30 protein-coding genes and 1 other RNA gene are annotated in these 23,342 nt (G+C 32.8%); 4 read left to right on the top strand and 27 right to left on the bottom strand.

The window, feature by feature from the left end; translation table 11 throughout:
* Positions 1-28: 28 nt before the first annotated feature.
* The 12 genes from HMPREF9943_RS02300 to HMPREF9943_RS02250 form a co-directional block, all read right to left on the bottom strand.
* The gene (locus HMPREF9943_RS02300; protein ID WP_004801664.1) at positions 29-352 is read right to left on the bottom strand and encodes a YlbF family regulator; all 324 of its coding nucleotides are present in this window, start codon (positions 350-352) and stop codon (positions 29-31) included.
* The gene (miaB, locus tag HMPREF9943_RS02295; protein ID WP_004801663.1) at positions 345-1,787 is read right to left on the bottom strand and encodes a tRNA (N6-isopentenyl adenosine(37)-C2)-methylthiotransferase MiaB; all 1,443 of its coding nucleotides are present in this window, start codon (positions 1,785-1,787) and stop codon (positions 345-347) included. The genes HMPREF9943_RS02300 and miaB overlap by 8 nt, the downstream gene beginning before the upstream one ends.
* Before the next feature lie 69 nt (positions 1,788-1,856).
* Positions 1,857-2,108 (bottom strand): hypothetical protein, encoded by a 252-nt coding sequence (locus HMPREF9943_RS02290; RefSeq protein ID WP_004801662.1) that lies wholly within the window; start codon positions 2,106-2,108, stop codon positions 1,857-1,859.
* Positions 2,109-2,164: 56 nt separating this feature from the next.
* On the bottom strand, positions 2,165-2,575 hold the full coding sequence (locus HMPREF9943_RS02285; RefSeq protein WP_004801661.1) for a hypothetical protein: 411 nt from the start codon (positions 2,573-2,575) through the stop codon (positions 2,165-2,167).
* A 56-nt stretch (positions 2,576-2,631) separates the two neighbouring features.
* Entirely contained in the window at positions 2,632-3,411 is a 780-nt protein-coding gene (locus HMPREF9943_RS02280) for a TIGR00282 family metallophosphoesterase (RefSeq protein ID WP_004801660.1), read from the bottom strand.
* A 38-nt stretch (positions 3,412-3,449) separates the two neighbouring features.
* A complete protein-coding gene (gene rny, locus HMPREF9943_RS02275; protein WP_004801659.1) occupies positions 3,450-5,000 on the bottom strand; it encodes a ribonuclease Y in 1,551 nt (516 codons plus the stop codon).
* Positions 5,001-5,096: 96 nt separating this feature from the next.
* Positions 5,097-6,131, bottom strand: a complete 1,035-nt coding sequence (gene recA / locus HMPREF9943_RS02270) for a recombinase RecA (protein ID WP_004801658.1) — start codon at positions 6,129-6,131, stop codon at positions 5,097-5,099.
* Between the two features lie 35 nt (positions 6,132-6,166).
* Positions 6,167-6,628 carry a CinA family protein gene (locus HMPREF9943_RS02265; RefSeq protein ID WP_004801657.1) on the bottom strand — a complete coding sequence of 154 codons (462 nt, stop codon included), beginning with the start codon at positions 6,626-6,628 and terminating at the stop codon, positions 6,167-6,169.
* Entirely contained in the window at positions 6,628-7,230 is a 603-nt protein-coding gene (pgsA, locus tag HMPREF9943_RS02260) for a CDP-diacylglycerol--glycerol-3-phosphate 3-phosphatidyltransferase (RefSeq protein ID WP_004801656.1), read from the bottom strand. Before pgsA ends, HMPREF9943_RS02265 begins: the two co-directional genes overlap by 1 nt.
* On the bottom strand, positions 7,223-8,161 hold the full coding sequence (locus HMPREF9943_RS02255; RefSeq protein ID WP_004801655.1) for a helix-turn-helix domain-containing protein: 939 nt from the start codon (positions 8,159-8,161) through the stop codon (positions 7,223-7,225). The genes pgsA and HMPREF9943_RS02255 overlap by 8 nt, the downstream gene beginning before the upstream one ends.
* 98 nt (positions 8,162-8,259) lie before the next feature.
* Positions 8,260-8,563, bottom strand: an RNA gene (gene rnpB / locus HMPREF9943_RS09780) — RNase P RNA component class B.
* Between the two features lie 11 nt (positions 8,564-8,574).
* The gene (locus HMPREF9943_RS02250; RefSeq protein WP_004801654.1) at positions 8,575-8,904 is read right to left on the bottom strand and encodes a DivIVA domain-containing protein; all 330 of its coding nucleotides are present in this window, start codon (positions 8,902-8,904) and stop codon (positions 8,575-8,577) included.
* Positions 8,905-9,039: 135 nt separating this feature from the next.
* Here HMPREF9943_RS02250 and recU point away from each other — a divergent pair, with 135 nt between their 5' ends.
* Both recU and HMPREF9943_RS02240 read left to right on the top strand, forming a co-directional pair.
* The gene (recU, locus tag HMPREF9943_RS02245; RefSeq protein ID WP_004801653.1) at positions 9,040-9,636 is read left to right on the top strand and encodes a Holliday junction resolvase RecU; all 597 of its coding nucleotides are present in this window, start codon (positions 9,040-9,042) and stop codon (positions 9,634-9,636) included.
* Positions 9,626-12,277, top strand: a complete 2,652-nt coding sequence (locus HMPREF9943_RS02240) for a transglycosylase domain-containing protein (protein ID WP_004801652.1) — start codon at positions 9,626-9,628, stop codon at positions 12,275-12,277. The genes recU and HMPREF9943_RS02240 overlap by 11 nt, the downstream gene beginning before the upstream one ends.
* 24 nt (positions 12,278-12,301) lie before the next feature.
* Here the strand turns inward: HMPREF9943_RS02240 and nth are convergent, their stop codons facing one another.
* The 11 genes from nth to HMPREF9943_RS02185 all read right to left on the bottom strand — a co-directional run bounded on the left by nth (position 12,302) and on the right by HMPREF9943_RS02185 (position 19,935).
* Positions 12,302-12,946, bottom strand: coding sequence for an endonuclease III (gene nth, locus HMPREF9943_RS02235; protein WP_040402461.1), 645 nt, complete (start codon positions 12,944-12,946; stop codon positions 12,302-12,304).
* A complete protein-coding gene (locus tag HMPREF9943_RS02230) occupies positions 12,939-13,517 on the bottom strand; it encodes a DnaD domain-containing protein (RefSeq protein ID WP_004801650.1) in 579 nt (192 codons plus the stop codon). Before HMPREF9943_RS02230 ends, nth begins: the two co-directional genes overlap by 8 nt.
* The gene (locus tag HMPREF9943_RS02225) at positions 13,517-14,002 is read right to left on the bottom strand and encodes a hypothetical protein (protein WP_004801649.1); all 486 of its coding nucleotides are present in this window, start codon (positions 14,000-14,002) and stop codon (positions 13,517-13,519) included. Before HMPREF9943_RS02225 ends, HMPREF9943_RS02230 begins: the two co-directional genes overlap by 1 nt.
* 66 nt (positions 14,003-14,068) lie before the next feature.
* Complete coding sequence (locus HMPREF9943_RS02220) at positions 14,069-14,776, bottom strand: zinc metallopeptidase (protein WP_004801648.1); 708 nt, start codon at positions 14,774-14,776, stop codon at positions 14,069-14,071.
* A gap of 64 nt (positions 14,777-14,840) precedes the next feature.
* Positions 14,841-15,113, bottom strand: a complete 273-nt coding sequence (locus tag HMPREF9943_RS02215) for an HU family DNA-binding protein (protein WP_004801647.1) — start codon at positions 15,111-15,113, stop codon at positions 14,841-14,843.
* Between the two features lie 74 nt (positions 15,114-15,187).
* Positions 15,188-15,775: a hypothetical protein gene (locus HMPREF9943_RS02210; RefSeq protein WP_155957263.1), complete on the bottom strand. Its 588-nt coding sequence runs from the start codon at positions 15,773-15,775 to the stop codon at positions 15,188-15,190.
* Positions 15,768-16,271 (bottom strand): flavodoxin family protein, encoded by a 504-nt coding sequence (locus tag HMPREF9943_RS02205; protein WP_004801645.1) that lies wholly within the window; start codon positions 16,269-16,271, stop codon positions 15,768-15,770. The genes HMPREF9943_RS02210 and HMPREF9943_RS02205 overlap by 8 nt, the downstream gene beginning before the upstream one ends.
* Positions 16,272-16,316: 45 nt before the next feature.
* Positions 16,317-17,321: an NAD(P)H-dependent glycerol-3-phosphate dehydrogenase gene (locus HMPREF9943_RS02200; RefSeq protein WP_004801644.1), complete on the bottom strand. Its 1,005-nt coding sequence runs from the start codon at positions 17,319-17,321 to the stop codon at positions 16,317-16,319.
* 2 nt (positions 17,322-17,323) lie between these two features.
* Positions 17,324-18,631, bottom strand: coding sequence for a ribosome biogenesis GTPase Der (gene der, locus HMPREF9943_RS02195; RefSeq protein ID WP_004801643.1), 1,308 nt, complete (start codon positions 18,629-18,631; stop codon positions 17,324-17,326).
* A gap of 15 nt (positions 18,632-18,646) precedes the next feature.
* Positions 18,647-19,312, bottom strand: coding sequence for a (d)CMP kinase (cmk, locus tag HMPREF9943_RS02190; protein WP_004801642.1), 666 nt, complete (start codon positions 19,310-19,312; stop codon positions 18,647-18,649).
* Between the two features lie 11 nt (positions 19,313-19,323).
* Positions 19,324-19,935, bottom strand: coding sequence for a hypothetical protein (locus tag HMPREF9943_RS02185; RefSeq protein ID WP_004801641.1), 612 nt, complete (start codon positions 19,933-19,935; stop codon positions 19,324-19,326).
* Between the two features lie 119 nt (positions 19,936-20,054).
* On the opposite strand from HMPREF9943_RS02185, the gene HMPREF9943_RS02180 reads away from it, so the two are divergent.
* Entirely contained in the window at positions 20,055-20,237 is a 183-nt protein-coding gene (locus HMPREF9943_RS02180; RefSeq protein ID WP_004801640.1) for a ferredoxin, read from the top strand.
* A 15-nt stretch (positions 20,238-20,252) separates the two neighbouring features.
* Here HMPREF9943_RS02180 and HMPREF9943_RS02175 read toward each other — a convergent pair whose 3' ends face one another.
* Positions 20,253-20,987, bottom strand: coding sequence for a pseudouridine synthase (locus tag HMPREF9943_RS02175; protein ID WP_004801639.1), 735 nt, complete (start codon positions 20,985-20,987; stop codon positions 20,253-20,255).
* An 8-nt stretch (positions 20,988-20,995) separates the two neighbouring features.
* Positions 20,996-21,538 carry a DUF5662 family protein gene (locus tag HMPREF9943_RS02170; protein WP_004801638.1) on the bottom strand — a complete coding sequence of 181 codons (543 nt, stop codon included), beginning with the start codon at positions 21,536-21,538 and terminating at the stop codon, positions 20,996-20,998.
* 103 nt (positions 21,539-21,641) lie between these two features.
* Between HMPREF9943_RS02170 and HMPREF9943_RS02165 the strand changes: the two genes are divergently transcribed.
* Positions 21,642-22,016, top strand: coding sequence for a hypothetical protein (locus tag HMPREF9943_RS02165; RefSeq protein ID WP_004801637.1), 375 nt, complete (start codon positions 21,642-21,644; stop codon positions 22,014-22,016).
* 7 nt (positions 22,017-22,023) lie between these two features.
* Here HMPREF9943_RS02165 and scpB read toward each other — a convergent pair whose 3' ends face one another.
* The gene (gene scpB / locus HMPREF9943_RS02160) at positions 22,024-22,596 is read right to left on the bottom strand and encodes an SMC-Scp complex subunit ScpB (RefSeq protein ID WP_004801636.1); all 573 of its coding nucleotides are present in this window, start codon (positions 22,594-22,596) and stop codon (positions 22,024-22,026) included.
* Positions 22,597-22,598: 2 nt separating this feature from the next.
* Positions 22,599-23,318 carry a segregation and condensation protein A gene (locus tag HMPREF9943_RS02155; protein WP_004801635.1) on the bottom strand — a complete coding sequence of 240 codons (720 nt, stop codon included), beginning with the start codon at positions 23,316-23,318 and terminating at the stop codon, positions 22,599-22,601.
* Positions 23,319-23,342 lie beyond the last annotated feature (24 nt).

Raw genomic sequence — 23,342 nt, 5'->3', positions numbered from 1 at the left:
ACAATAAATCTTAACAGTCAATAAGCATTCAATCTATTTTTAATCCATTATTTATAATACTTTCAATCTCTAAAAGATAATCATTCGTTTCTTCTTTATAAGCCATATAATTGCTTACAATAGGATGATTTATAAAATGATCATATTCCTTTTTATAAAAAGCATATAATTCTTCATATTCATAACTATTTGTAGCTTTAGCTTTAAGAAGCTTCTTTTGCATATCTTTTAGTTCATCTTCTTTTTTATCAAAACCTTTTTTTATTAAAAGATTCTGATAATACTGAAACTCTTTAACTGCCGGTACTTCTAAAAGCAGAGTATTTATTCTTTTAGCAATATCATCAGTCAACTTGTTCACCTTCTAATGTCCATGTCTTAATATCCTTAATTCTTACTTTTACAATCCTTCCAATATCTTCTTTTCTGCCTTTAAAATTAACAAGTTTATTATGTTCACTATAACCTGATAAAACTTCCGGATTCTTTTTTGAAGGACCATCTACTAATACCTTAACTATCTGATTCCTAAATCTTTCATTTGCCTGATGTGCATACTTATTAACAGCTACATTTAATCTTTGCAGTCTTTCTTCTTTCTCTTTTAAAGCAATATTATCAGTCATCTTAGCAGCCGGTGTTCCGCTTCTTGGAGAATAAACAAATGTATAAGCCAAATCATACTGACAATGTTCATAAAGTGATAATGTATCTAAGAACTGTTCTTCTGTTTCATTTGGAAAACCGACAATAATATCAGTTGTGATAGAAACATTAGGAATCTTCTCTTTAATCATATCAAACAGCTTTAAATACTTCTCTCGTGAATATTTACGTCCCATTGCTTTTAAGACATCAGTATTTCCTGATTGTACAGGTAAATGAATAAATGGCATCAGATTATCATATTTAGCAATCATATCAATCATAGCTTCTGAAAAATCCCATGGATGACTCGTCATAAAGCGTATTCTTTCAATACCTGTCTGAGCCACTTCTTCTAATAATTCAGCAAACCCATAATCAGTCTCTAAATCTTTTCCATAACTATTTACATTCTGACCAAGCAGATTCACTTCCTTATATCCGGATTCTTTTAATTCCATCACTTCCGTAATAATCTCTTCCTTTAAGCGTGAACGCTCTTTCCCTCTTGTATAAGGAACAATACAATAAGTACAGAACTTATTACATCCATACATAATATTAACCCATGCTTTATAATGATTTGCTCGAATAGATGGAAGATTTTCAATCACATCTCCCTCTTTACTCCATACTTCTAATACCATTTCTTTTTCTAATAAAGCTTGCTTTAATAACTGAGGCAAACGATGAATATTATGCGTACCAAAAATAATATCTACCTGAGGATGTTTTTTTAATATCTTATCTACTACCACTTCTTCCTGTGTCATACAGCCACAGACCCCAAAAATAATATCAGGTTTATGCTTTTTCAAGCCTTTTAAATAACCTATTTTACCAAAAACTTTTTCTTCAGCATTCTCTCTAATAGCACATGTATTTAACAATACAACATCAGCATCCTTTACATCATCACAAGATTTATAACCTAGCATCTCTAAAATACCGGATAAAATCTCTGAATCACGCTCATTAGCCTGACATCCATAAGTCTGAATATAATAATAGTGTCCCTTTCCAATTCCGGTCATATCTATAGGAATCTCAAAAGCATCATTAATATGCTGAACACTTTCTTTTCCTCTTCTTCTTGCATCCTTTAATGAAGGTGCTCTAAAATACTCACTATAATCCTTCATATTTTTTCATCCTTTCTCTAGCCTAGTCATTATAACAAAAAAATTAAAAAAAATAAGGTCTAAATGACCTTATTTTCCAAAGAATCCTTCCGGCTGAATAGAAAAATATAATACTTTTCCGTCAGGTGTATTCTTAAATACACCTTTCAAATGCGAAGCAGTATCCTCTGCACTTAATTCTGACTCTACTTCAAAAACAGCTTTAATACCTTGTTTTTTAACATATTTACAAGAAGTAATCTTGTCATCAGTATAGCCATCAAAGAAATCAGTTAATTTTTTTACTAATGCAGTCTGCATTAAAATAGTATGTTTAGCCATAACAATCCTCCTTTTTTACTTATTATATGTTAAAAGAAAAGAAAAATAAATAGTAATTATCCTGATTTTAATGAAAGAATACCGGCAATAAATATGAATAAACAATAAATAGAAAATAAAGCAAGTAATGTATAAATGATAATCAGTCCAATCATTGCCAGAATATTGTCATGGGCATGAAACTGAAAAAAATGAAAAATACAATAGATAGTTAATGGAATAGCTCCAAAAAGGGTAATTAACCATATAAAAGGCAGAAATATCAAATAAGGATACTGATTCCCATATCCTAAAGGCAGCAATTTTTGAATAATAAATGTTATAATCTCAGCTACCCATAAAATTCCTGTTATAAGATAAAGAAATCTTTCAGACAATCTTCTATCCATTATAAAAATAGTGATTGCAAGACTCATAAAAAATAATGGGAGATAAACTGAAACTATATTCTCTTTTGTTAGTGACATATGATATCTTCTCCTAATTAAAAATATCTCTTAAGTATTATACAAACATATCATTTTTATAGCGGATGATCCGGATCAATACGAATACGCTTTATTTCTTTAACTTTATTATCATCAAAACAGAGCAGTGTTGCTAAAAATTGACCGGGAGCTTCAGCAACTTTAAAAGGTGTCATAATTCCTTTTATATTACGTTCAATAATAGGTTCTGCTTCACAGCCAATAACACTATTATATGGACCGGTCATTCCTACATCACATTGAAAAGCTGTTCCTTTAGGAAGAATTCTTTCATCAGCAGTAGCTACATGTGTATGTGTTCCTAATACAGCGGCTACTTTTCCATCTACATAATATCCAAAAGCTAATTTGTCCGATGTTGCTTCACCATGAAAATCAATAATATGTATATCACTTTCATCAGATTCTAAAATATCCTGAATACTCTCAAAAGGATTCTGAGCATGACCATCCATAAAAGTAATACCTAATAAATTAGTTATTCTAATTTTCTTACCTTTCAATATAATCACTCTACTTCCCGTACCGGGCAAAGCTTTCGGCTTATTGTAAGGAACAATAAGACGATCTGCTTCATCAATATAGTCAAATATCTCTTTTTTTGCATAAGTGTGATTACCCATAGTAATCATAGAAACACCGGAAAAAAGCAATTCATCATAATGTTTTTTTAGTAAACCTTTTCCATGAGAAGCATTTTCTCCATTACCAATCACAAAATCAGCATGATACTTATTTTTAACCCGAGGAAGATAATCAGAAACCATCTCTCTTCCTATTTCTCCAAAAATATCTCCTATAAATAATATATTCATTCTAAACTCCTTTTAAAAAAGATAGGAAAATCCTATCTTTATTTTGCGATTTCATTTGCACGAATTTCACGTACTACAGTAATCTTAATATGACCCGGATATGTCAGTTCATTCTCAATCTTTTCTCTTACATCTCTCGCAAGTTTATGAGCTTTTAAGTCATCAATCTTTTCAGGATTAACAATGACTCGAATCTCACGTCCTGCCTGCATCGCAAAGACTTTATCAACACCTGCAAAGCCTTTTGATATCTCTTCCAGCTTTTCCAGTCTTTGAATATAATTCTCAATTGTTTCACTTCTTGCACCAGGTCTGGCAGCTGATAAAGTATCAGCGGCAGCTACTAAGACTGAAATAACTGAAGTAGGCGGCACATCACCATGATGGGACGCAATCGCATTAATAACAATCGGACTTTCTCCCATCTTTCTGGCAAATTTAGCACCTAATTCTACATGGCTTCCTTCCATTTCATGATCCATAGCTTTCCCGATATCATGAAGCAGACCGGCACGCTTTGCCAATTGCTGATTTAAACCCAGCTCAGCAGCCATGATTCCCGCAAAATGGGCAACTTCCGCAGAATGCTGAAGACCGTTCTGTCCATAGCTGGTACGATATTTTAATTTACCAATCATCATAATTTCTTCTTTCTTAAATTTAGAAAGACCTAAATTAAAGATTGTATCTTCGCCGGCTTTATAAATAGTTTCTTCAATTTCTTTTTTAGTTTTTTCAACAACTTCTTCAATACGTCCCGGCTGTATACGACCATCTTTAATCAATTTTTCTAATGAAAGTCTGGCAATTTCTCTTCTTACCGGATCAAAGCAAGATACAGTAATAACCTCCGGTGTATCATCAATGATTAATTCAGCACCGGTTGCATTCTCAATTGCTCTAATATTACGTCCTTCACGCCCAATAATACGTCCTTTCATTTCTTCTGATGGTAATGACACAACTTTTACTGTTCTCTCTACTACTTCTTCCTGAGAGTAACGATTAATCGCATCAGCTATAATATCTTTTGCATATAAGGATGCTTTGCTTTTAGCTTCTTCTTCCTGTTCTTTAATATAAGCTGTAAGCTCATTTTCCATTCTTTGCTCAACTTGTCTAAAAAGTTCATCTCTAGCTTCCTGTGCTGTCATTGCAGCAATCTTCTCCAATTCAACAATCTTTTCATCAATCTGAGTCTTTAACTGCTTTTCTAATTTTCCTAGTTCTGTCTGTTTTTTTTCTAATTGTTGGGCTTTTTGATCAAGATTATCTTCTTTACCCTGTAAAGCTATATCTCTGCGATCAATGTTATGTTCTCTTTCTAAGAGCTTATTTTCAAATTTATCGAGTTCTAGACGCTCCGCTTTAATTTCTTTTTCCGCTTCCAGCTTATATTCATAAGCCTGAGTCTTAGCATCTAAATTCGCTTCTTTGACAATGTTCTCCGCTTTAGAATTTGCATCGTCAACAATCTTTTTTGCATCATTTGATGATTTAGTGATTTTCATCTTTACTAAAACATAGTATGCAATCATACCTAAAACAATACCAGAAACGAGGATTATAACACCAATTGTTATATCCATCTCATCATTCCTCCATTGTTAGTGTTATTCGTGTTTTAACACAAATATTATTATACATAAATTAGCTTTCAATTACAATCAGCAAAAAAAGAAATCCTAATCATGGATTTCTTTTTCACCGAACATTTTTGCTTTAATCAATCCTTCAATTTCACTCATCATTTCCGGATGACTTACTAAGAACGCTTTTGCATTCTCACGACCCTGACCTATCTTTTCACCCTGATAAGCATACCAAGCACCTGATTTCTCAATAATATCATTCTCAGTAGCTAAATCAAGAACTTCTCCATCACGGCTGATGCCTTTTCCATAAATAATATCTACCTGCGTTGTCTTAAATGGAGGTGCTACCTTATTCTTTACAACCTTAATATTTGTCTTATTACCAACAACATCAGACCCATTTTTAATCTGCTCACTGCGTCTGATTTCAATACGCACAGAAGAATAGAACTTTAAGGCACGACCGCCTGTTGTCGTTTCTGGATTTCCAAACATAATACCAATCTTCTCACGCAGCTGATTAATAAAAATAACAGTACAGTTGGTCTTATTCATAACTCCGGAAAGCTTTCTTAATGCCTTAGACATAAGTCTGGCCTGCAAGCCCATATTCTGATCACTCATTTCTCCATCTAGTTCAACCTGTGGAACTAGAGCTGCTACTGAATCAATCACGATAAGATCAATAACACCTGAACGTACCAGCATTTCCGCAATCTCTAAAGCCTGCTCTCCGCTATCCGGCTGAGAGAGAATCAATTCATCAATATTAACGCCGAGATTCTTTGCATAAACCGGATCAATGGCATGTTCAGCATCAACAAAGGCTGCTTTTCCTCCCTGCTTTTGACATTCAGCAATCGCATGAAGAGTCAATGTTGTCTTACCGCTTGATTCAGGTCCATATATTTCAATAATACGTCCCTTAGGATAACCGCCTATCCCTAAAGCAGCATCTAAAGTTAAAGAGCCTGAAGGAATAACATCTACATCTACCGCAACACGATCTCCCAGTTTCATGACAGATCCTTTTCCGAATTTCTTTTCTATCTGTTTAATCGCATCATTTAAAGCAGATTCATTTTCTGTATCTAAATTTAAAGCCTTGCTTTCTTTTTTAGCCATTTTCAGCTCCTCCTATTTGTTTATACTCTTTTGAGCTATCTTTTTCTTAAAAGTTCTAAAAGTTTTTCTTTTCCTATATGAATAGCCTGATCTATAATCTCTTTTCTACTGCCATTTAACTGATATTCATAGATAAATATCTCATTGAAAAAGACTATCCCAATATATATTAATCCTATCGGCTTATCTTCCATTGGTAATGGTCCGGCATTCCCGGTAAAAGAAATGCATATATCACTTTCAAATAACTCTGCTCCTTTTTTACACATAGCTTCTGCACATTGAGAAGAAACAGCACCATATCTGTCAAGAAGAGCTTTCTTAATATGTAACACCTGTTCCTTAACAACAGTCTGATAAGATACAAGAGTCCCTTTATAAACAGTACTAATTCCCGGTACCAAACCAATCTGAGAAGCAAAACCGCCAACAGTAAAACTCTCTGTGCTGGACAGAGAGTAACCTTTTTCAATCAACAATTTCCCCAGCTTTTCCATCACATTGACTCCATAATATAGCCCTTATTCTTAACAAAATAATCAACTCCTGAAAGCGCACTTATGAAAGCAGCTATCCAAATGACAATTGATGCAAAAGGAATCTTAAAATAATGAAAAACAGGATTATTTAGAATCAGTAAAGTAATACCAATCATCTGTGTCATTGTTTTTGCTTTTCCATAGATACTAGCCGGAAGAACAACATTCTTAGAAACACAGGCTAGGCGTATACCATCAACAAATGTATCTCTTAAAATCATAATAAGCAATGCAATCACAGACATTCTATTAAAATATGTTAATAGAATCAGAGCTGAATTAACAAGCAACTTATCAGCAATCGGATCTATAAATTTACCGAATGTTGTTACAAGATTTTTCCTGCGAGCCAGCTTGCCATCAAAATAATCAGTAATTGCAGCACTTACAAAAATAATTGCAGCTAAAATATCTATTAGCGATAAACTTGTTCCTAAGATATCATAAACCGGAACATCAATATTAAAATACCTAAAATCAAACAAATATATCATGATGAATACAGGAACCAGTAATAAACGAATACTTGTTAAGCGATTAGGTAAATTCATCTTACTCATTTACTATATCCAGCTTTAAAATAAGATCAGTTGCCCCTGTATGTTTTTCATCATCATCGCTTAAAGTTATTTTAGTATCATTAATATAATATACTGTACCATGATTATTAGCTAAATGTAAAGTTAATGTCTTAAATTCCTTTACTTTTAATTTAACCTGAGCTTCCTGAGAAGCAGAATAAACTTTTCCCTGAAAATCAGCAACTGCTTTTCCATTCACCCTTAATGAAGCAAATGTACGATTCCCAAATGTGACCTTAAAAGTAAATTCTTCACTACCACTTGGCAACTTAATATTATAATTAAGCTTGCTGTTTCTAGTAAAAGTTATTTTATTATCAGCTGTTTTTTTATTCTTTTCTTCAGTATTTTCTTTCTTTTCAGTTTCATTTTGTGTATTTTCTTTTTTCTTTGTTTCTACCTGACCGGTTACTTTATCACTGCCGTTTGTATAAGTCTTATCAGCAGGCTTTAGACTATTAAGACCAATCCATGCTACTGCCACAATTAAAACTATCAATAATAAAACAATTACGATTCTAATAACCTTCAAATGACTCTTATCTTCATAAACAGAAGATTTAGAAGTAAAGAAAGGTTTCGCAAAATGAAATTCTTTTTTGGGTCTGCTTTCTCTTTCAGCTTCCTGCATTTCCGCTCTTTTTCTTGCCTCTTCAAGTTCCTCTTTTTTAATTTCTTCAGTCAGGGCAATATAGCTCTGAGTGACTTCTTCACGATCCATATCCAAGGCATCAGAAATCTTTTTTAAATACATTTTGACATAAGCTTCATCGCCTTCATAACGATCAAAAGCTCCATTCTCTATATCTTTTATAATAGCAGGCGATAATAGCGTTCGATTAGATAAATCCTCAATAGACATGCCTTTTTCTATTCTCTTCTGCTTAATCTGTTCTCCTAAATTATTCATGCTTGCCTCCTCGCATAATAACATGATAATTAAATCATAATTTAAAAATCTTTACAATATAAAACACGATAACTATCGTGTTAAAAAGAGTCTGCTCTGATAAGCCGTGTTCTGTTTTTCAATCAATCATTTATCTTAGTTTTACTATCTGATGTCAGTTGAATTCCTTCTATCAGACTCCCCTACCGAAATTTGGGTTTCTATCGCGCGGAGTTTACCTCTTTTCACCCCTTGCTTTCGCAAAGATATAGTCTCTGTGGCACTTTAAAGTATACACCCTATCTTACGACTTAGGCTTCTACTGTCGTCTAAGCCCAGACTTATTAGGTCTGGCACGCACACTACTGACATCTCAGTCAGTGATAGCACGGACTTTCCTCTATTTCTAGCGATTGATTCTCGCAGACATCTTCTTAATCTTTTTTATTGTAGACTTCCTTTTCCAATTGAGAAAGTCTTCTTAATAAATCAATATTACTATTTAAATTAGCTTCAGTTACACGTGTTTTCTCTTCCTGTTCCGTTTTAGAAACAGTTTCCAGCTGTTCCTTCATTTTACTTAATTGAGTCTGCAATGATTCAATTTCTTCATATGACTCATTAAGCATTGCAGCAAAATTTGTATAATCAGCAGCAACAACATCTAAAAAATGATCAACCTCATCAGCACTATATCCTTTAAATGTAATTTCGAACTGTTTATTTAATATTTTTTTGGGACTAAGAACGATTTTATTTTCCATATTAAATCATCTCCTCTTAAATATTGTACAAAAATTAAAAAATAATGCAAGGAAAAATAAGTCTTTCTATTCTTCATTCTACTTTTTGTAGCCTTTCACTCACATTATGATATAATACTAAAAGAGGAGATGAATATGCACTACCCTAATAAGAAAAATATAGTTTTAGATAATCCCCTAAATCATGATAAGCATTATACTGCTGGACGTGGTATGAATCTTGAAGAGGCTATTAGTGAAAGCAATCAATATTATCTTGATCATGATTTAGCAGTCATCTATAAGAAGCCGACACCTATTCAGATTGTCAAAGTAGAATATCCGGTTCGTACAGCCGCTAAAATTACAGAAGCTTATTATCGTAAACCTTCTACTACTGATTATAATGGATTATATAAAGGTTGTTATATTGATTTTGAAGCAAAGGAAACAAAATTTAAGAATAGATTTCCTTTTGCAAATATTGCTGATCACCAGGTTGAACACCTAAAGCATATTAAAGATCATGGCGGTATCGCCTTTCTTATTATTGCATTTACTTCTCTTGATGAGGTTTATTTGCTTGATGCATCCTATATGATTAATCATTATTACCAAAAGTCACCTAGACATCTGAGTTATGATTTTATCAAAAAAATGGGACATCTGATAAAGCAGAGCTATGCCCCTCGTTTAGATTATCTTAAAATTGTAGATGAGTTTTATTTAAGGAGGTCATCTCATGAAAGTTAAAAAGAAAACCAGTCTGATAACCAGAAGCAGAATTATAAAAAGTATTATTCTGATTATTGTTGTTGCTTTGGTCGGTTCAGGATTCTATTTAGGATTCACTGTCTACAAGCAAATTAAAGATTTTGATATCAAGAAGCTAACTGCAACTTCATACTCTCAGCTGATTGCTTCTGATGGCAAAAGTTATTATACCTATGGCGGAGCATCAGGAAAATATGTTAAATACGAGAATATACCTGAAGTTTTAGTTGATGCTGTCATAGCAGCAGAAGATTCCCGTTTCTTTATCCATGATGGCTTTGATTTACCAAGAATAATCAAAGCCATGTTTACAAATCTTTTTGCAGGAAAAATTAATGCCGGTGGCAGTACTATTACCCAACAGCTGATCAAAAAGACTTATTATCCGGCTGAGGAGAAAACACTGCAAAGAAAAATCGGTGAAGTTATTCTTTCCACTCAGGCAACTCGTCTGACTTCTAAAGAGAAAATCATGGAGCTTTATCTGAATAAGATTTATTTTGGCAGAAGTCCTAATACAGTGGGTATTTATGCAGCCAGCTATTATTATTTTAATAAGAATCCTTCACAGTTAACTCTACCCGAAGCCGCCTTATTAGCCGGTACTATCAATTCTCCTGTCTATTATGATCCTTTCTATGATCTAAAGAAAGCTCAAAAGAGAAGAAACATTATCTTAAGTCTTATGCATCAGCATGGCTATATTACAGAGAAGCAGAAAAATGAGACTCAGCAGATTCCGGTCGAGAACACTTTAGATTCTAATCCATTAAAAAGCACTAAAGATTATGCTGCTTATGTAGATAGAGTTACTGAGGAAATAAAATCTAAAACTCATTATGATCCAAATAAAACGAATATGACTATTTATACTTATATGGATCGGACAATACAGACAGAATTAGATAATATTGCTTCAGGCAAGAAATACCGATATTCTGATATTGATATGCAGGCAGGAAGTGTTGTGCAGGAAAATAAAACAGGTCGTGTTGTTGGTATTATGGGCGGACGTAACTATGGTACAGCCGCTAATTATCATAACTATGGCACAACCATGAGACATCAACCGGGTTCTTCAATCAAGCCTATTCTTGATTATATTCCAGCCTTTGAACATCTTTATTATTCAACCGGTCATCTGGTTAATGACAACCAGTATACTTCCGGCTCATGGAATCCTCAAAACTGGGATAGACGTTATCATGGAAATGTTTCCCTTTATGATGCACTGGGTCATTCATGGAACTTAGCGGCTATTAATACTTATAATGAGGTTATCAAAAAAGAAGGTGTTACAAAGATCATTAATTATATGAAAGAGCTTGGATATACTGATAGTGCATTATCATCTCCTAATAAATTTTCAGCATCTTATGCCATCGGCGGATGGATTGATGGAACTACTCCTATGCAACAAGCTGCTGCTTATGCTACTATTGTGAATGGTGGAAAATATATTGAACCCCATACAGTTGAAAAGATTGTGATTAATACTACCGGTGAAACAATTTATTTAGATCAGAAAGCACAGGAAAATGCTAAACAGGTTTATTCTTCATCTTCTGCTTTCCTGATGCGAACAATTTTAACAAGTATTGTTAAAACATATTCCGGCAGCTATTCTCTTGTTAATAGTATTGGTGATGAGATTGGCGCTAAAACCGGAACAAGTACTCATGGAGGTAAGAAAGGCATTCCTGATGGAGCTGCAAAAGATAACTGGTTCTGCTGCTTTAATCCTACTTATTCATGGTCAACATGGAATGGATATCCTGAATCAATACAAAATTCTAAACATAAGTATATTCGTTCCGGTCAGAATGAGTCTCGTAAGATAGCTGCTCAGATAGGTCGTCTTCTCCATAGTAAGACAAAAGGATCTTATGAAACTCCGGATACAGTCTATGAAGCTAAATATATTAAAGGTATTTACCCTTATGTTTCACCAAGTCCAACAACACCTCTTTCTCGTATTGGTACAGCATGGTTTACAAAAGGCCATGGTCCTAGCGGAAGCGATCAGTCTGTTAAAGCGGCTAAACTGGATGATTTAAAATCATTTACCGCTACTATTAATAATCAGGGACAACTGGAAGTTAAATTTGCTGATTATACAGGTTCTACAGCATATGATGATTTAATCTATAAAGTACAGATTTATAACGGCTCTCAGCTGATAGCTACCAAAAATCTGACATCGTCATCAGGAACAATAAGTTTTGATGCTAAATCTAATACTACCTATACTATTACCGGATGTTATGCATGGGCTAATGATGGCAGTACATCAAATAAAATCTCTACATCAGTAACTACCAAAGAAATAAAAACTGAATTAGGAACAGCTACTTATAGTGCTAAAAGTAAGGGTTCATCGGTTTCCAGCGGCAGTACTATCTCAAATGATGAGATTACTTTCACCACTTCCGGTCCTAAAGGACACAAGATAATCTTTGAAATGAGTGGTGGTGCAACAGTCAGCAAGACTATTGATGCCGGAAATACTGTTTCATTCACACAGCTTCCTAAAGGATCAAATTATAATGTTAAAATCATTGAAAGTGATGGAACTAATACAAAAGAATTAGGCAGCTTTACCTTTACGGTTGCTGCATAATAATAAAAAGAAACTGATAGATTGTCAGTTTCTTTTTAATTTCTTATTCTTTTCTCTGCAAATATCAATTAATGGACATTCATAACAATGAGGATTAATTGCTTTACAGTGATAGCGTCCAAAAAAGATCATTTGATGATGACTTTTAATCCATCGATCCTGAGGTATCTTTTTTCTTAATTTCTTCTCAATTGTTCCTACATTATCCTTTAAGTAACAGAATTTTAATCTCTTAGCAATTCTTGTCACATGAGTATCTACAGCTATTCCCGGAATATTGAAAGCATCAGCTAATACTACATTAGCTGTTTTACGTCCTACTCCCGGCAAATCTATTAATTCTTCCATAACGGATGGTACCACACCCTGATAATCATTTATTAATACCTGACACATTGCCTGAATATTCTTAGCTTTATTACGATATAAGCCTATTCTTTTAATATATCTCTGTAAATCATTAATATCTGCACATGCATAATCTTTTGCACTATGATAAGCTTCAAATAAAGCCGGTGTTACTTTATTAACAGCAGCATCCGTTGTCTGTGCTGAAAGCATCACGGCAATTAAAAGTTCTAATGGATTACTATGAGTTAATTCACATTTTGCATCAGGAAACATCGTATCCCATGTTTCTAAAATTCTTTCTAATGTTTCTTTATTCATCATCCCACCACTTATAATCAGCAATCATACTGTCAACTTCTTTCTCATCCTTAATTTCTTTTCTCATTTTCTTACCATAATGTCTCCAGTTATCAAGTATCTTATCAACATATCTGAAATTACGTACATTACTTTTTACTGCTTCATTTTTAGCATCTATAATCATCTGATCATCATAGCCATCTCTTTTATAAGTATTAATAAATTCAATTTCTGTAGCAGATAACGCTCTTCCCATCCAGTCTTCAAATTCAGCAATCAGATTCTTTTCCTGTTTTTCTTCAGTCTTAATATTTAATAATTTCTGATATAAAGGATTAAATTCTAGTACCCCATTCTGACGATCTAAATAATGAGCATTAATTAGCTTAAGCATAATCTCATCTATCTGTTTAAGAGGCAATGAAGAATAACGAGAAATAACTGATGGCGTAATAATCTTAATCCCCATTTCCTTTACTGTCATCATAATAAGTAATATATAAACTTCATGATCTTCCAATTCTATTTCTTTACTCTTAAGAATAAGAAGTTTCTTAAAATTTATACAGTCATATTGTAGTAAGTCCATTATAAAATATACTCCTTTATAAAAGTTCCATCTTCAAATGAATAATAATAGTAATATAAATGATTATCTGTCTGATATGAACCATAATATAAAAATTTATCATTCTCATAACCAATATTAATATTAGAAACATCAACTTTATATTTCTTTTTTATCTGACTCTTTACAAAGTTTTTAGATGCTGATGTTCCCTGATAGCTTTTTAATATCTTATAATTATAATCATAAGCCTGATAGACTGATGCATTATTTTCTTTAACCTTGATAATATAAATTGTCTTCTCTCGGTCATAAGCATTAAAATAACCATCATAGTTTAAATGATTATCTCTAATAATCTTATCTCTTACCTGTATTAAATCTTTCTGATGATTAACATAAGGAATATGAACATTAAAAGTATAGAATGAAACAATCATAAAAAGAATAATTAAAATTGTAACAATAATTCTAAATAAATAGTTTTTCTGTTTTTTCATTTCCATAATATCCCTCAATTCATTCAATAGTATAACATATAATTAAAGAACAAAAAAAGAGCTTTTAGCTCTTTAATCACGATTCGAAGAATTAATCAAAAGAAATATTCTTAATAATGAAGCTATTGTAGCAAATGTAGCAGCAACATAAGTTAAAGCCGCTCCTGATAAAACATATCTAGCCTGATCTGTTTCATCAGCATATAAGTAATGTCCTTCCAATATCTCTAATCCTCTTTTAGAAGCATCAAATTCAACCGGTAAAGTCACAAGCTGAAACAGCAAAATACCAAGCATCAGGAAAAATCCTATCCAAGCTATTCTAGTATGACCCATTATTAAACCAATCATAATAGCCACCCAGCCAAGAGTATTACTGACTGAGCATAAAGGAGCCAATCTATCTCTAAATTTAATTGGTCCCCAATTCTTATGCCACTGAATAGCATGTCCACATTCATGAGCAGCAATAGCCATAGAAGAAATAGATGTTCCCTGATAAATATCTGCTGATAAATTAACCGTTCTTTTTCTAGGATCAAAATGATCAGTTAACTCTCCTGAAACCATCTGTACGGGAACATCTCTCATCCCATTAGCATCTAATATTTCTCTAGCTACCTGTGCTCCTGTCATATTCAAATGATTCCTTACCATACGATATTTAGTATAGGCATTTCTCACCTTAGTTTGTGCATATAAAGAAAAGATCATAGCAATACCAACAAATACAGTTCCTAACAAATAATATGGATTTGAATATAAGTACCACCACAACATATCAATCACCTCTTAACTTCTATAATATAATAACATTTTATGAACTCAATATGAAAAAAGATGCTTAATTCATAGCATCTTTCAGTTTATTGCTTGGCTTAAAAGTAATCGTTCTGCTTTCCGGAATAAGAATAGCTTCTTTTGTCTTTGGTGAAACACCTTTTCTAGCCTTTCTTTCATTCACTTTAAATGTTCCAAAACCTGAAATCAGTACTTTTTCTCCATTCATCATAGTTTCTATCATTGTATCAAATACAGTATCCACTAAGATATCTGCTTCTTTTTTTGTAAGATCATGCTTAACTGAAACAATCTCCACTAATTCTTTTTTATTCATTTTGTCCCCCTATTTAATACTATGAAATTATAACAAAAGTTAAACATTCATTCAAGAAAAAAGCCATGAATTTATCACTGATTTTTCATTTTCTTAAAAAGCTCTTTCTGTTTCTTTTTGATTTCTTTTTTCCAATAAATATTTCCCAATTTCATAAACTGTTTCATTGAAAAACAAGTTGTCTGAAGACTTATTTGAGAATTCTCTTTGATAGCTTTAGAAAGTCTTTTTAAATAAGCTTTAGTAACCATTCGAATAGAAAGATAATTCTGAAGATAAAGACTGCCAATCATTAAAGAACCCATATAATTAAGATGATTAAGTTGTGCCCATCTCTCAAGCTGACGGCAGGAAATCTCACACGCTTCCGGTTCATAAAGATCAGTAGCTGCAATACAGTAAATATCAGCATGTTTTAAAACAGTTTCCAACTGTTTTAATAATGTAATCGCAACAGAAGGTAAAGTCCCCATAGAAAGCTCATAAATAAATAAGACTGTATCATACTGACTGAAGCTGCTAATATCAAAACAATGAACATCCCTGATATCAACATTTTTAATTTCACCGGTAAGCATTGTATGCATTGACTTAACAAACATCTCTGTATGAATATAATTATGAAGCAGACTGCAAGAAATAATCAGAACATTATTATTCATCATCTACACCTCCAAAAGCTTTTAATATATCATTTAACTCTTCTTCTTTGCAGAAATAATGAGATAAAGTAATATTGTAACCTAATTTTACGGTATCGAAATATCCTTTAAATAAAGCCTGATCTTCTTTGCTGGTATCTCCATATGCTATAATAAGCAACCTCTTTTTAGAAGCTGAAAGATTAAGATGACATGTCTTTCCATCTTCTATAGTATAATATGGCTCACTATTCACAATCATTCTTTCAAACATCTTTTTTAAAGGAACATCCATTCCACCATAAATAGTTCTCGTAATCATAATAATCAGACTTGAATCATTAATCCATGAAGAAAGCGTACTCATATCATCATAAAAATAACATTGCCCTTCATTTTTTAGGCACTCCAGCCCTCCTGTACAGAATGAATATCTTAAATTATTAAGATTTACTATAACTGATTTTTTAAATAAATCTGCTGCCAGATCTTTATCTGTAATAACAAGACTTTTCATATATTAACTCCTATGATTAAAGGTAAAAGGAGCATTCTGCTCCTTTTACTGTTCTGATTTTAAAGCTCTATTCATTAAATCCTTAACTTTTACACTGGGGATAGCATTCTCATATAAAACAGAGTAGACAGCGTCTAAAATTGGTGCTTCAAAATGAGGAAATCTTTCTTTAATTTCATCATGAATAACCTTTGCAGTTCTAACCCCTTCAACTGTTTTACTATTACCTATCATAAAATCACTGGCATCATTGGATAATCCAATCTCTTTTCCTGCCTGAAAGTTTCTTGAATGTATACTGGAACACGTCACTATCAAATCTCCAACACCTGTTAATCCAATAAAGGTAGACAATTCTCCTCCTTTAAGCATTCCATAGCGTGTCATTTCATAAAGACCTCTTGTAATCAAGGCTGCTCTCGCATTATCACCATAACCCAGCCCTGAAAGTATCCCTGAAGCCACCGCAATAACATTCTTATAGGCTACACCCATTTCAGCACCTGTTTCATCCGTTGTTGTATAAACTCTAAAATAATCATTTGCGAATAAATGCTGAACAGCTCTAGCTACTTCAATATCTTTAGAGACTGCACAAACAGCTGTCAGCATTCTGACTACAACTTCCTCTGCATGTGATGGTCCAATAATAGAAGCAACAGAATTAATCTCATTATTTGTGAATACTGAACGAATAGTATTAGACATACTCATATTCGTTTCCATATCAAATCCCTTTGATGCATTAATCACTGTAACTTTCTTTTTTAATAAAGGCTTTACCTCTTCTAATACCGAACGAACAAACTTTGTAGGTACAGTAATAAGAATATAATCTGCACCATCAATAGCTTCTGATAAATTATTTGTTGCTTTTATTTCTTTTTCAAGCTTAACATTTTTAAAATATTTATAATTACAGTGTCTAATATTAATATCATCAATCTCTCTGTTATCAACACCATACATAAGTACTTCAACACCGTTATCATTTAATACTCTAGCCAGACCGGTAGCCCAGCTTCCTGTTCCTAATATTGCTGTTTTCATAATCAATCTCTCTTTCTGCAAATAATATGAATAGGTGTTCCTTCAAATCCAAAAGCATCTCTTAATTTATTTTCTAAGTAACGTTTATAGGAAAAATGAAGATATTTAGGATCATTCACAAATAAAACAAATGTTGGCGGAGTAACTGCGACCTGTGATCCATAATAAATCTTCAGTCTTCCACCCTGGAAATTACTTGTCGGATTCATAGCCTGTGCATCCACAATAATATCATTAAAAACATTTGTAGCGATACGTTTACGTGTATTACTATAGGCTTCCTGAATAAGACTAAATAATGTATCAATACGTTTTTTCTTTAATGCACTCACAAAAGCAATTCTCGCATAATCAAGATATTTAAATTCTTCACGTATTTTCTTTTCAAACTTTGCCATCGTCTTTTCATCTTTTTTAACAGCATCCCACTTGTTAACCACAAAAAGAACACCTTTACCCGATTGATGAGCATATCCGGCAATATGCTTATCCTGTTCAATAATGCCTCTTTCACCATCAAGTACCACTAACACAACATCACTATTCTCCAAAGCCGATAAAGCTCTTAAAACAGAGTATTTTTCTATATTCTCATAGATTTTTCCTCTTTTTCTCATACCCGCAGTGTCAATCACGGTATACTTAGTTCCATCTTTTTCAAAAGAGCAATTAATAGCATCTCTTGTTGTTCCTTCAATTTCAGAAACAATAACACGATCTTCACCCAACAAAGCATTAGTAAGTGAAGACTTCCCAACATTAGGTCTGCCAATAATACAGAATCTTATATCATCATGTTCTTGGGGAGACTCATCTTTAGGAAGTAAATGAATCACTTCATCAAGAAGATCTCCAACACCAATTCCATGAGCACTTGAAACAGGAATAGGATCTCCTACGCCTAAAGCATAATAATCATAAATATTATCAGCAAAAATCTTATCATCAATCTTATTCACCGCTAAGACAATAGGCTTATTTGATTTTTGAAGAATACGTGCTACCATCTCATCTTCCGATGTAATACCTTCACGTCCATTCACCACAAATATAATAACATCTGCTTCTTCAATCGCAATTTCTGACTGTATTTTAATAGACTGTGTAAAATCATCATCTTCTAATTCAATGCCGCCTGTATCAATAATATTAAACTCTCTTGTAAGCCATAAGGCACGTGCATAAATCCGATCACGTGTTACTCCGGGTGTATCTTCAACAATAGATATCCGTTCACCAACAATTCTATTAAATAAAGTAGATTTCCCGACATTGGCACGTCCTACTATCGCAACTGTTCCATGACTCATTATGCCACAACCTTTCTAATCTTTAATTCTTTCTTCACATAAATCCATCACATGGGCAACAACTTCTTCTAAACTCATGTCAGATGTATCTATTTCAATCGCATCATCTGCTTTTTTAAGAGGTGATACTTCCCGATTAGCATCCTGATAGTCACGCTCAGCAATTTCTTTTTTCAAAGCTTCTAAATCACTAGGAATTCCCTTCTCAATATTTTCTTTATATCTTCTATGAGCACGTGTATCAATAGAAGCAACCTGATAAATCTTTAACTGAGCATCAGGCAAAACAACTGTTCCAATATCACGTCCATCTAGAATAACTCCTCCGCCTTTAGCCATTTCTCTTTGCTGAGCTACTAAAAAGCTTCTCACCTTAGCATACTGTGAAACAATACTCGCCCCCATAGAGACTTCATTAGCTCTAATAGCCGCAGTAACTTCCTGTCCATTTAAATGAACGCTACCATCAGGAAGCATACGAATCTTGATATCCTTCAATAAACTAATAACCTTATCTTCATCATGAAAATCTACACCGCTGATAAAAGCGTAATAAGCCACACAGCGATACATAGCTCCTGTATCAATATACGTATAATCTAAGTTTCTTGCTACCATTTGAGCAATTGTTGACTTACCGGCAGCTGCCGGTCCATCTATCGCAATAGATATCTTTTTCATTGTTAACCCCTCTAAAACATCTTTTTAAAATAAATAATGCATAATGTCACAAAAACAATAATCAATATCACAATAATAATATCTAAAAGAATAGGCACAATACTCTTCTTTTTAGGTTCTTTTTCTTCTATTTCCTCTATCTCCTCAGAAGATGTTTCTTTTTCATCAATGCCATAAATACGTACATTCTCTTTAGGCAAAGATTTAAGCGTTTCTTCCATCTTACTTTCTTCATCTTCAATTTCCTGTGCAGCTTCTTCAACAACTTCAGCTTTACTGACATCATAGCCGGCATCATAATCCTCATTTTTATCTTCAGTCTCCCGGACAGGATGATCTTTTTTAAGCTTATTTAAAATATCCATACGAGTATTATATTCCTGTTTACCCACATTGATTTTTGCTTCCTTGATTGCTGTTCTGACTGCTTCATCTTCTTTTAATGAATCATAAGTCAAAGGATGAAGCTCATCTAACTTCTCTTCTTTTTTAGGTAAAAAAGCTAAAAAATCATCATCAGTCTCATCTGTCACTTCTTCAATAACTTTCTTTGTCTTTTCTTCTTTATCTGATAAAGAAGCTCTTAATTCCTTATATTTATCTGTTCTTGTTTGTTTTTCCATAGTTATCACCTTCAATTAATCGTATTATATCATATCACAAATATTATTAAAATAGCCTTTAAAAATAACCCTCATTAGTTTATAATAAAAGTGTGTAAATATTATGAGGAGGTTATTTTATGGTAAAAGTTAATGATACTTGTATTGGTTGCGGCGCTTGTACAGCTGTCTGTCCTGATGTATTTGATCTTAATGATGAAGGTAAAGCTTTTAATACATTAGGTGAAGATGTTTCTGCTGACTTAATGGATTCCGTTAAAGAAGCTGCCGAAAGTTGCCCGGTAGAAGCAATTGAATTATAAGTATTTGAAAAGGAGCTATGCTCCTTTTTTCTTTTCCAGTGCCTGTGCTCTCATGACACGTACTTCTTTAATCTTCATACGTCTATATGATCCCGGAGTCATACCTCCCAACTTAATATCTCCAATTGAAAGACGATGTAGTCTTTTAATATTAAAACCAATAGATTCAAACATCTTTTTAATCTGTCTATTCTTACCTTCTATTAATCTAATCATCAGCATTGTTGTACCATGCTTTTCATCCACACCAACAATTTTTATCTCACAAGGTAATGTTTTTACACCCTCTAAATAAATCCCTTGTTCAAGCATTCTTTTTTCTTGATGATTTAAAATACCGTCAATAGAGACCTCATAAATTTTTGGTAAATGAGATGATGGATGCATCATCAGATTCGCAAATTCTCCATCATTTGTTACTAATAAAACACCCGTTGTATCATAATCCAAACGTCCTACAGGAAAGACTCTCTGAGGAACATCTTTAAAGTAATCAGCAATACATCTTCTATCAAATTCATCATGCATTGTCGTTACGACACCGGCCGGCTTATAAAATATGTAATATACTTTTTCTTCTTTATTTAATGTATAGCCATCAATTGTAATCATATCTTTAGAAGAAACCTTTGTTCCTAATACTTTACATACCTCACCATTAACAGTTACTCTTCCTTGAACAATCAATTCTTCTGCTTTTCTTCTTGATGTATACCCGCTTTGAGCAATCACTTTTTGTAATCTTTCCATATTGTCCCCTATTTTTCTAATAATGGATAATCTTCATATCCTTTTTTTGTATTAATTAATTCTATTGTTTTCTCTAGCCCATATTCACTTAAATATTGAAGCAAATACTCCAGTAATGCTCGTGTTTCCTCATTCATAATATAAGAATGCTTTCCTCCTTCATAATACTCCAGAGGATAAGAATCATCATAGTCTTTTCCTTTATAGACTTTACTTGCTCCTACACGATCACAGAACATCTCTAAAACATAACGATAAGGCATCTTAGCAGCTACAAGACCTTTTCTCGTAAAATCTACCCAGTATTCCCAATGATGCTTATTTCTTCCTTTATGATGAAGCCATGCCTTTGAATATCCTATAGTATTCCTCTCAGCACTATTAGGTGAATAGCTTCCGGAATAATAATGAATACCGGTTGAGAATTCTTCCCATGAATACTTTGACAAATCATGAAGCAGTCCCTGCCTATATAAATGTACCCGAAAACATAATTTTCCTACTATTATCTTATGATATGTAATTGTCTTAAGATGTTCCCATATTTTCATATCATCACCTACAGCTGAAAAGTATACATAAATTACCCTTATTGTCAAATTTCTTTCATTTTTTTAAGATAGTGATATAATATACAAACCGAGGTGATATCAGATGAAATTTCAAATTAATTTACAATCAGATATTGATAATAATATCAATATGAATGATAAAGAATCTCTTAAAAATCAAATTCAGGTATTAGAAAATATTTATGCTAATATACGTACTGAACTCTATAGCTATTTCTTAGGAAAAAGAAGCTGGAGATACGCTCTATTTATGATAGTTTTCACTCTAGGAAGCTTTATGCTGACTAATAGAATATTCTACCTATATGTTTTATTCTTTTCTATTTTAGCTATTATGCTTATTTCCTTAATTCTAGCTGAAACAACAGCTCGTGCGGTTAGAAAGCATATTTCAATACGTATTCAGGATTTTAAAAATAAACTGGATGCTTTAAAAAGAAAAGAAAATATTATATAAAGAGAGTTCACTCTGAACTCTCTTTATATTTTGTATTAAATAAATCATCTTCATCAAAATCATTCTTAATTTCTTTAAGCTTTGGTAATTCTTCAAGACTGGTCAGCTGAAAAGCATTCATAAATTCATCTGTAACTCCATAAAGGATAGGTCTGCCGGGTGTTTCTTCACGTCCTACCTCTTTAATCAATGCTTTAGCCAGCAATTTTCTAATCATTGCTTCACAGCCAACTCCTCTTATTTCTTCAACAGATATTCTACTGATAGGTTGGTAATAAGCAATAATCGCAAGTGTTTCTAAAGCTGATTTAGATATTCTTGAAGAACTCTTTGCCATCATCTTGGCATAATACTGATCATGTGAAGCTAATGTTGTCATCCGATAAATACCGCCGAAACAAGTAATATCAAATCCTTTTATTTCTTTTTGTGAATAATAATTCATTAATTCATCCAGCAATTCTACTGCTTCTTTTTTAGAAATGTCCAGAGTATTCATAATATCTTTAATACTCATACCTTCATCACCTGAAAGGAAAATCATCCCTTCAATGACAGATAAATAATTCATATGATCCATGTTTATTTTCCTTTCAGATAAATATCTTCAAAATTATTTTCCTGTGATATTTCAATTTTATCATTCTTGACCAAAACAAGAATACTTAAAAAAGTCACTATCGCAAAATATTTATCTCCACCTTCAAATAATTCAATAAAATTAATACGTTCATTCTTATGGTTATCAAAAAAATCTTCTATTTGAGATGTTCTTTCATCAATTGTAATCTCTACTCTTGCCAATCTTGATTCCAATGGCTGTAGTAAAATTTGTCTTTGTAAGACTTTCTGCATAGCTCCAATCAGATTATATATTTCTAAATGATCAGGAAGATTATTATCTTCTTCAATAAAGTTCTCCAGAGATGCAGGAATGCGAGAATGCATGGATTGTCTGTTTTCATATGCTTGATTAAAATTCTCTAAGACTTCATTAATCTGATTTTTTTCTAATAATCGTTTGATCATCTTCTGTCTTTCCTGCTCATAATCATCTTCTTCATCTATTTCATTCTTTGGCAGCAGAAGCTTGCTTTTCATTTCAATCAGCCATGCCGCCATCACTAAATACTCAGAGACTGTTTCTAATAAAGACGGCTCCATTGTTTCAATATAAGCCAGATACTGATCACAGATGATAGAAACATCTAAGTCCATTAAGTCCATGTGATGTTCTTTGATTAAATGAAGCAATAAATCTAAAGGTCCTGTAAAATTTTCCGTTGTTACCTGATAATCCATAACCCACCTCCTTTCCATAATAAC

Source organism: Eggerthia catenaformis OT 569 = DSM 20559 (assembly GCF_000340375.1).
Lineage (GTDB): Bacteria > Bacillota_I > Bacilli_A > Erysipelotrichales > Coprobacillaceae > Eggerthia > Eggerthia catenaformis.
Note: the sequence above shows the minus strand (reverse complement) of the source record. Positions and strands in the feature narration are given on the sequence as shown.

Coding starts and splice junctions, on each gene's coding strand:
- HMPREF9943_RS02205 (WP_004801645.1), bottom strand. CDS start 16,271: ATGAAAAGTCTTGTTATTACAGATAAAGATCTGGCAGCAGATTTATTT.
- HMPREF9943_RS02180 (WP_004801640.1), top strand. CDS start 20,055: ATGGTAAAAGTTAATGATACTTGTATTGGTTGCGGCGCTTGTACAGCT.
- HMPREF9943_RS02170 (WP_004801638.1), bottom strand. CDS start 21,538: ATGAAAATATGGGAACATCTTAAGACAATTACATATCATAAGATAATA.
- HMPREF9943_RS02175 (WP_004801639.1), bottom strand. CDS start 20,987: ATGGAAAGATTACAAAAAGTGATTGCTCAAAGCGGGTATACATCAAGA.
- pgsA (WP_004801656.1), bottom strand. CDS start 7,230: ATGAGTAAGATGAATTTACCTAATCGCTTAACAAGTATTCGTTTATTA.
- HMPREF9943_RS02225 (WP_004801649.1), bottom strand. CDS start 14,002: ATGGAAATGAAAAAACAGAAAAACTATTTATTTAGAATTATTGTTACA.
- rny (WP_004801659.1), bottom strand. CDS start 5,000: ATGGATATAACAATTGGTGTTATAATCCTCGTTTCTGGTATTGTTTTA.
- cmk (WP_004801642.1), bottom strand. CDS start 19,312: ATGAAAAAGATATCTATTGCGATAGATGGACCGGCAGCTGCCGGTAAG.
- recA (WP_004801658.1), bottom strand. CDS start 6,131: ATGGCTAAAAAAGAAAGCAAGGCTTTAAATTTAGATACAGAAAATGAA.
- HMPREF9943_RS02215 (WP_004801647.1), bottom strand. CDS start 15,113: ATGAATAAAAAAGAATTAGTGGAGATTGTTTCAGTTAAGCATGATCTT.
- HMPREF9943_RS02200 (WP_004801644.1), bottom strand. CDS start 17,321: ATGAAAACAGCAATATTAGGAACAGGAAGCTGGGCTACCGGTCTGGCT.
- HMPREF9943_RS02230 (WP_004801650.1), bottom strand. CDS start 13,517: ATGGACTTACTACAATATGACTGTATAAATTTTAAGAAACTTCTTATT.
- der (WP_004801643.1), bottom strand. CDS start 18,631: ATGAGTCATGGAACAGTTGCGATAGTAGGACGTGCCAATGTCGGGAAA.
- HMPREF9943_RS02210 (WP_155957263.1), bottom strand. CDS start 15,775: ATGAATAATAATGTTCTGATTATTTCTTGCAGTCTGCTTCATAATTAT.
- HMPREF9943_RS02185 (WP_004801641.1), bottom strand. CDS start 19,935: ATGGAAAAACAAACAAGAACAGATAAATATAAGGAATTAAGAGCTTCT.
- HMPREF9943_RS02250 (WP_004801654.1), bottom strand. CDS start 8,904: ATGGAAAATAAAATCGTTCTTAGTCCCAAAAAAATATTAAATAAACAG.
- HMPREF9943_RS02280 (WP_004801660.1), bottom strand. CDS start 3,411: ATGAATATATTATTTATAGGAGATATTTTTGGAGAAATAGGAAGAGAG.
- HMPREF9943_RS02290 (WP_004801662.1), bottom strand. CDS start 2,108: ATGGCTAAACATACTATTTTAATGCAGACTGCATTAGTAAAAAAATTA.
- HMPREF9943_RS02165 (WP_004801637.1), top strand. CDS start 21,642: ATGAAATTTCAAATTAATTTACAATCAGATATTGATAATAATATCAAT.
- HMPREF9943_RS02240 (WP_004801652.1), top strand. CDS start 9,626: ATGAAAGTTAAAAAGAAAACCAGTCTGATAACCAGAAGCAGAATTATA.
- HMPREF9943_RS02285 (WP_004801661.1), bottom strand. CDS start 2,575: ATGTCACTAACAAAAGAGAATATAGTTTCAGTTTATCTCCCATTATTT.
- HMPREF9943_RS02265 (WP_004801657.1), bottom strand. CDS start 6,628: ATGGAAAAGCTGGGGAAATTGTTGATTGAAAAAGGTTACTCTCTGTCC.
- miaB (WP_004801663.1), bottom strand. CDS start 1,787: ATGAAGGATTATAGTGAGTATTTTAGAGCACCTTCATTAAAGGATGCA.
- recU (WP_004801653.1), top strand. CDS start 9,040: ATGCACTACCCTAATAAGAAAAATATAGTTTTAGATAATCCCCTAAAT.
- nth (WP_040402461.1), bottom strand. CDS start 12,946: ATGAATAAAGAAACATTAGAAAGAATTTTAGAAACATGGGATACGATG.
- HMPREF9943_RS02255 (WP_004801655.1), bottom strand. CDS start 8,161: ATGAATAATTTAGGAGAACAGATTAAGCAGAAGAGAATAGAAAAAGGC.
- HMPREF9943_RS02220 (WP_004801648.1), bottom strand. CDS start 14,776: ATGTTGTGGTGGTACTTATATTCAAATCCATATTATTTGTTAGGAACT.
- HMPREF9943_RS02155 (WP_004801635.1), bottom strand. CDS start 23,318: ATGGATTATCAGGTAACAACGGAAAATTTTACAGGACCTTTAGATTTA.
- scpB (WP_004801636.1), bottom strand. CDS start 22,596: ATGGATCATATGAATTATTTATCTGTCATTGAAGGGATGATTTTCCTT.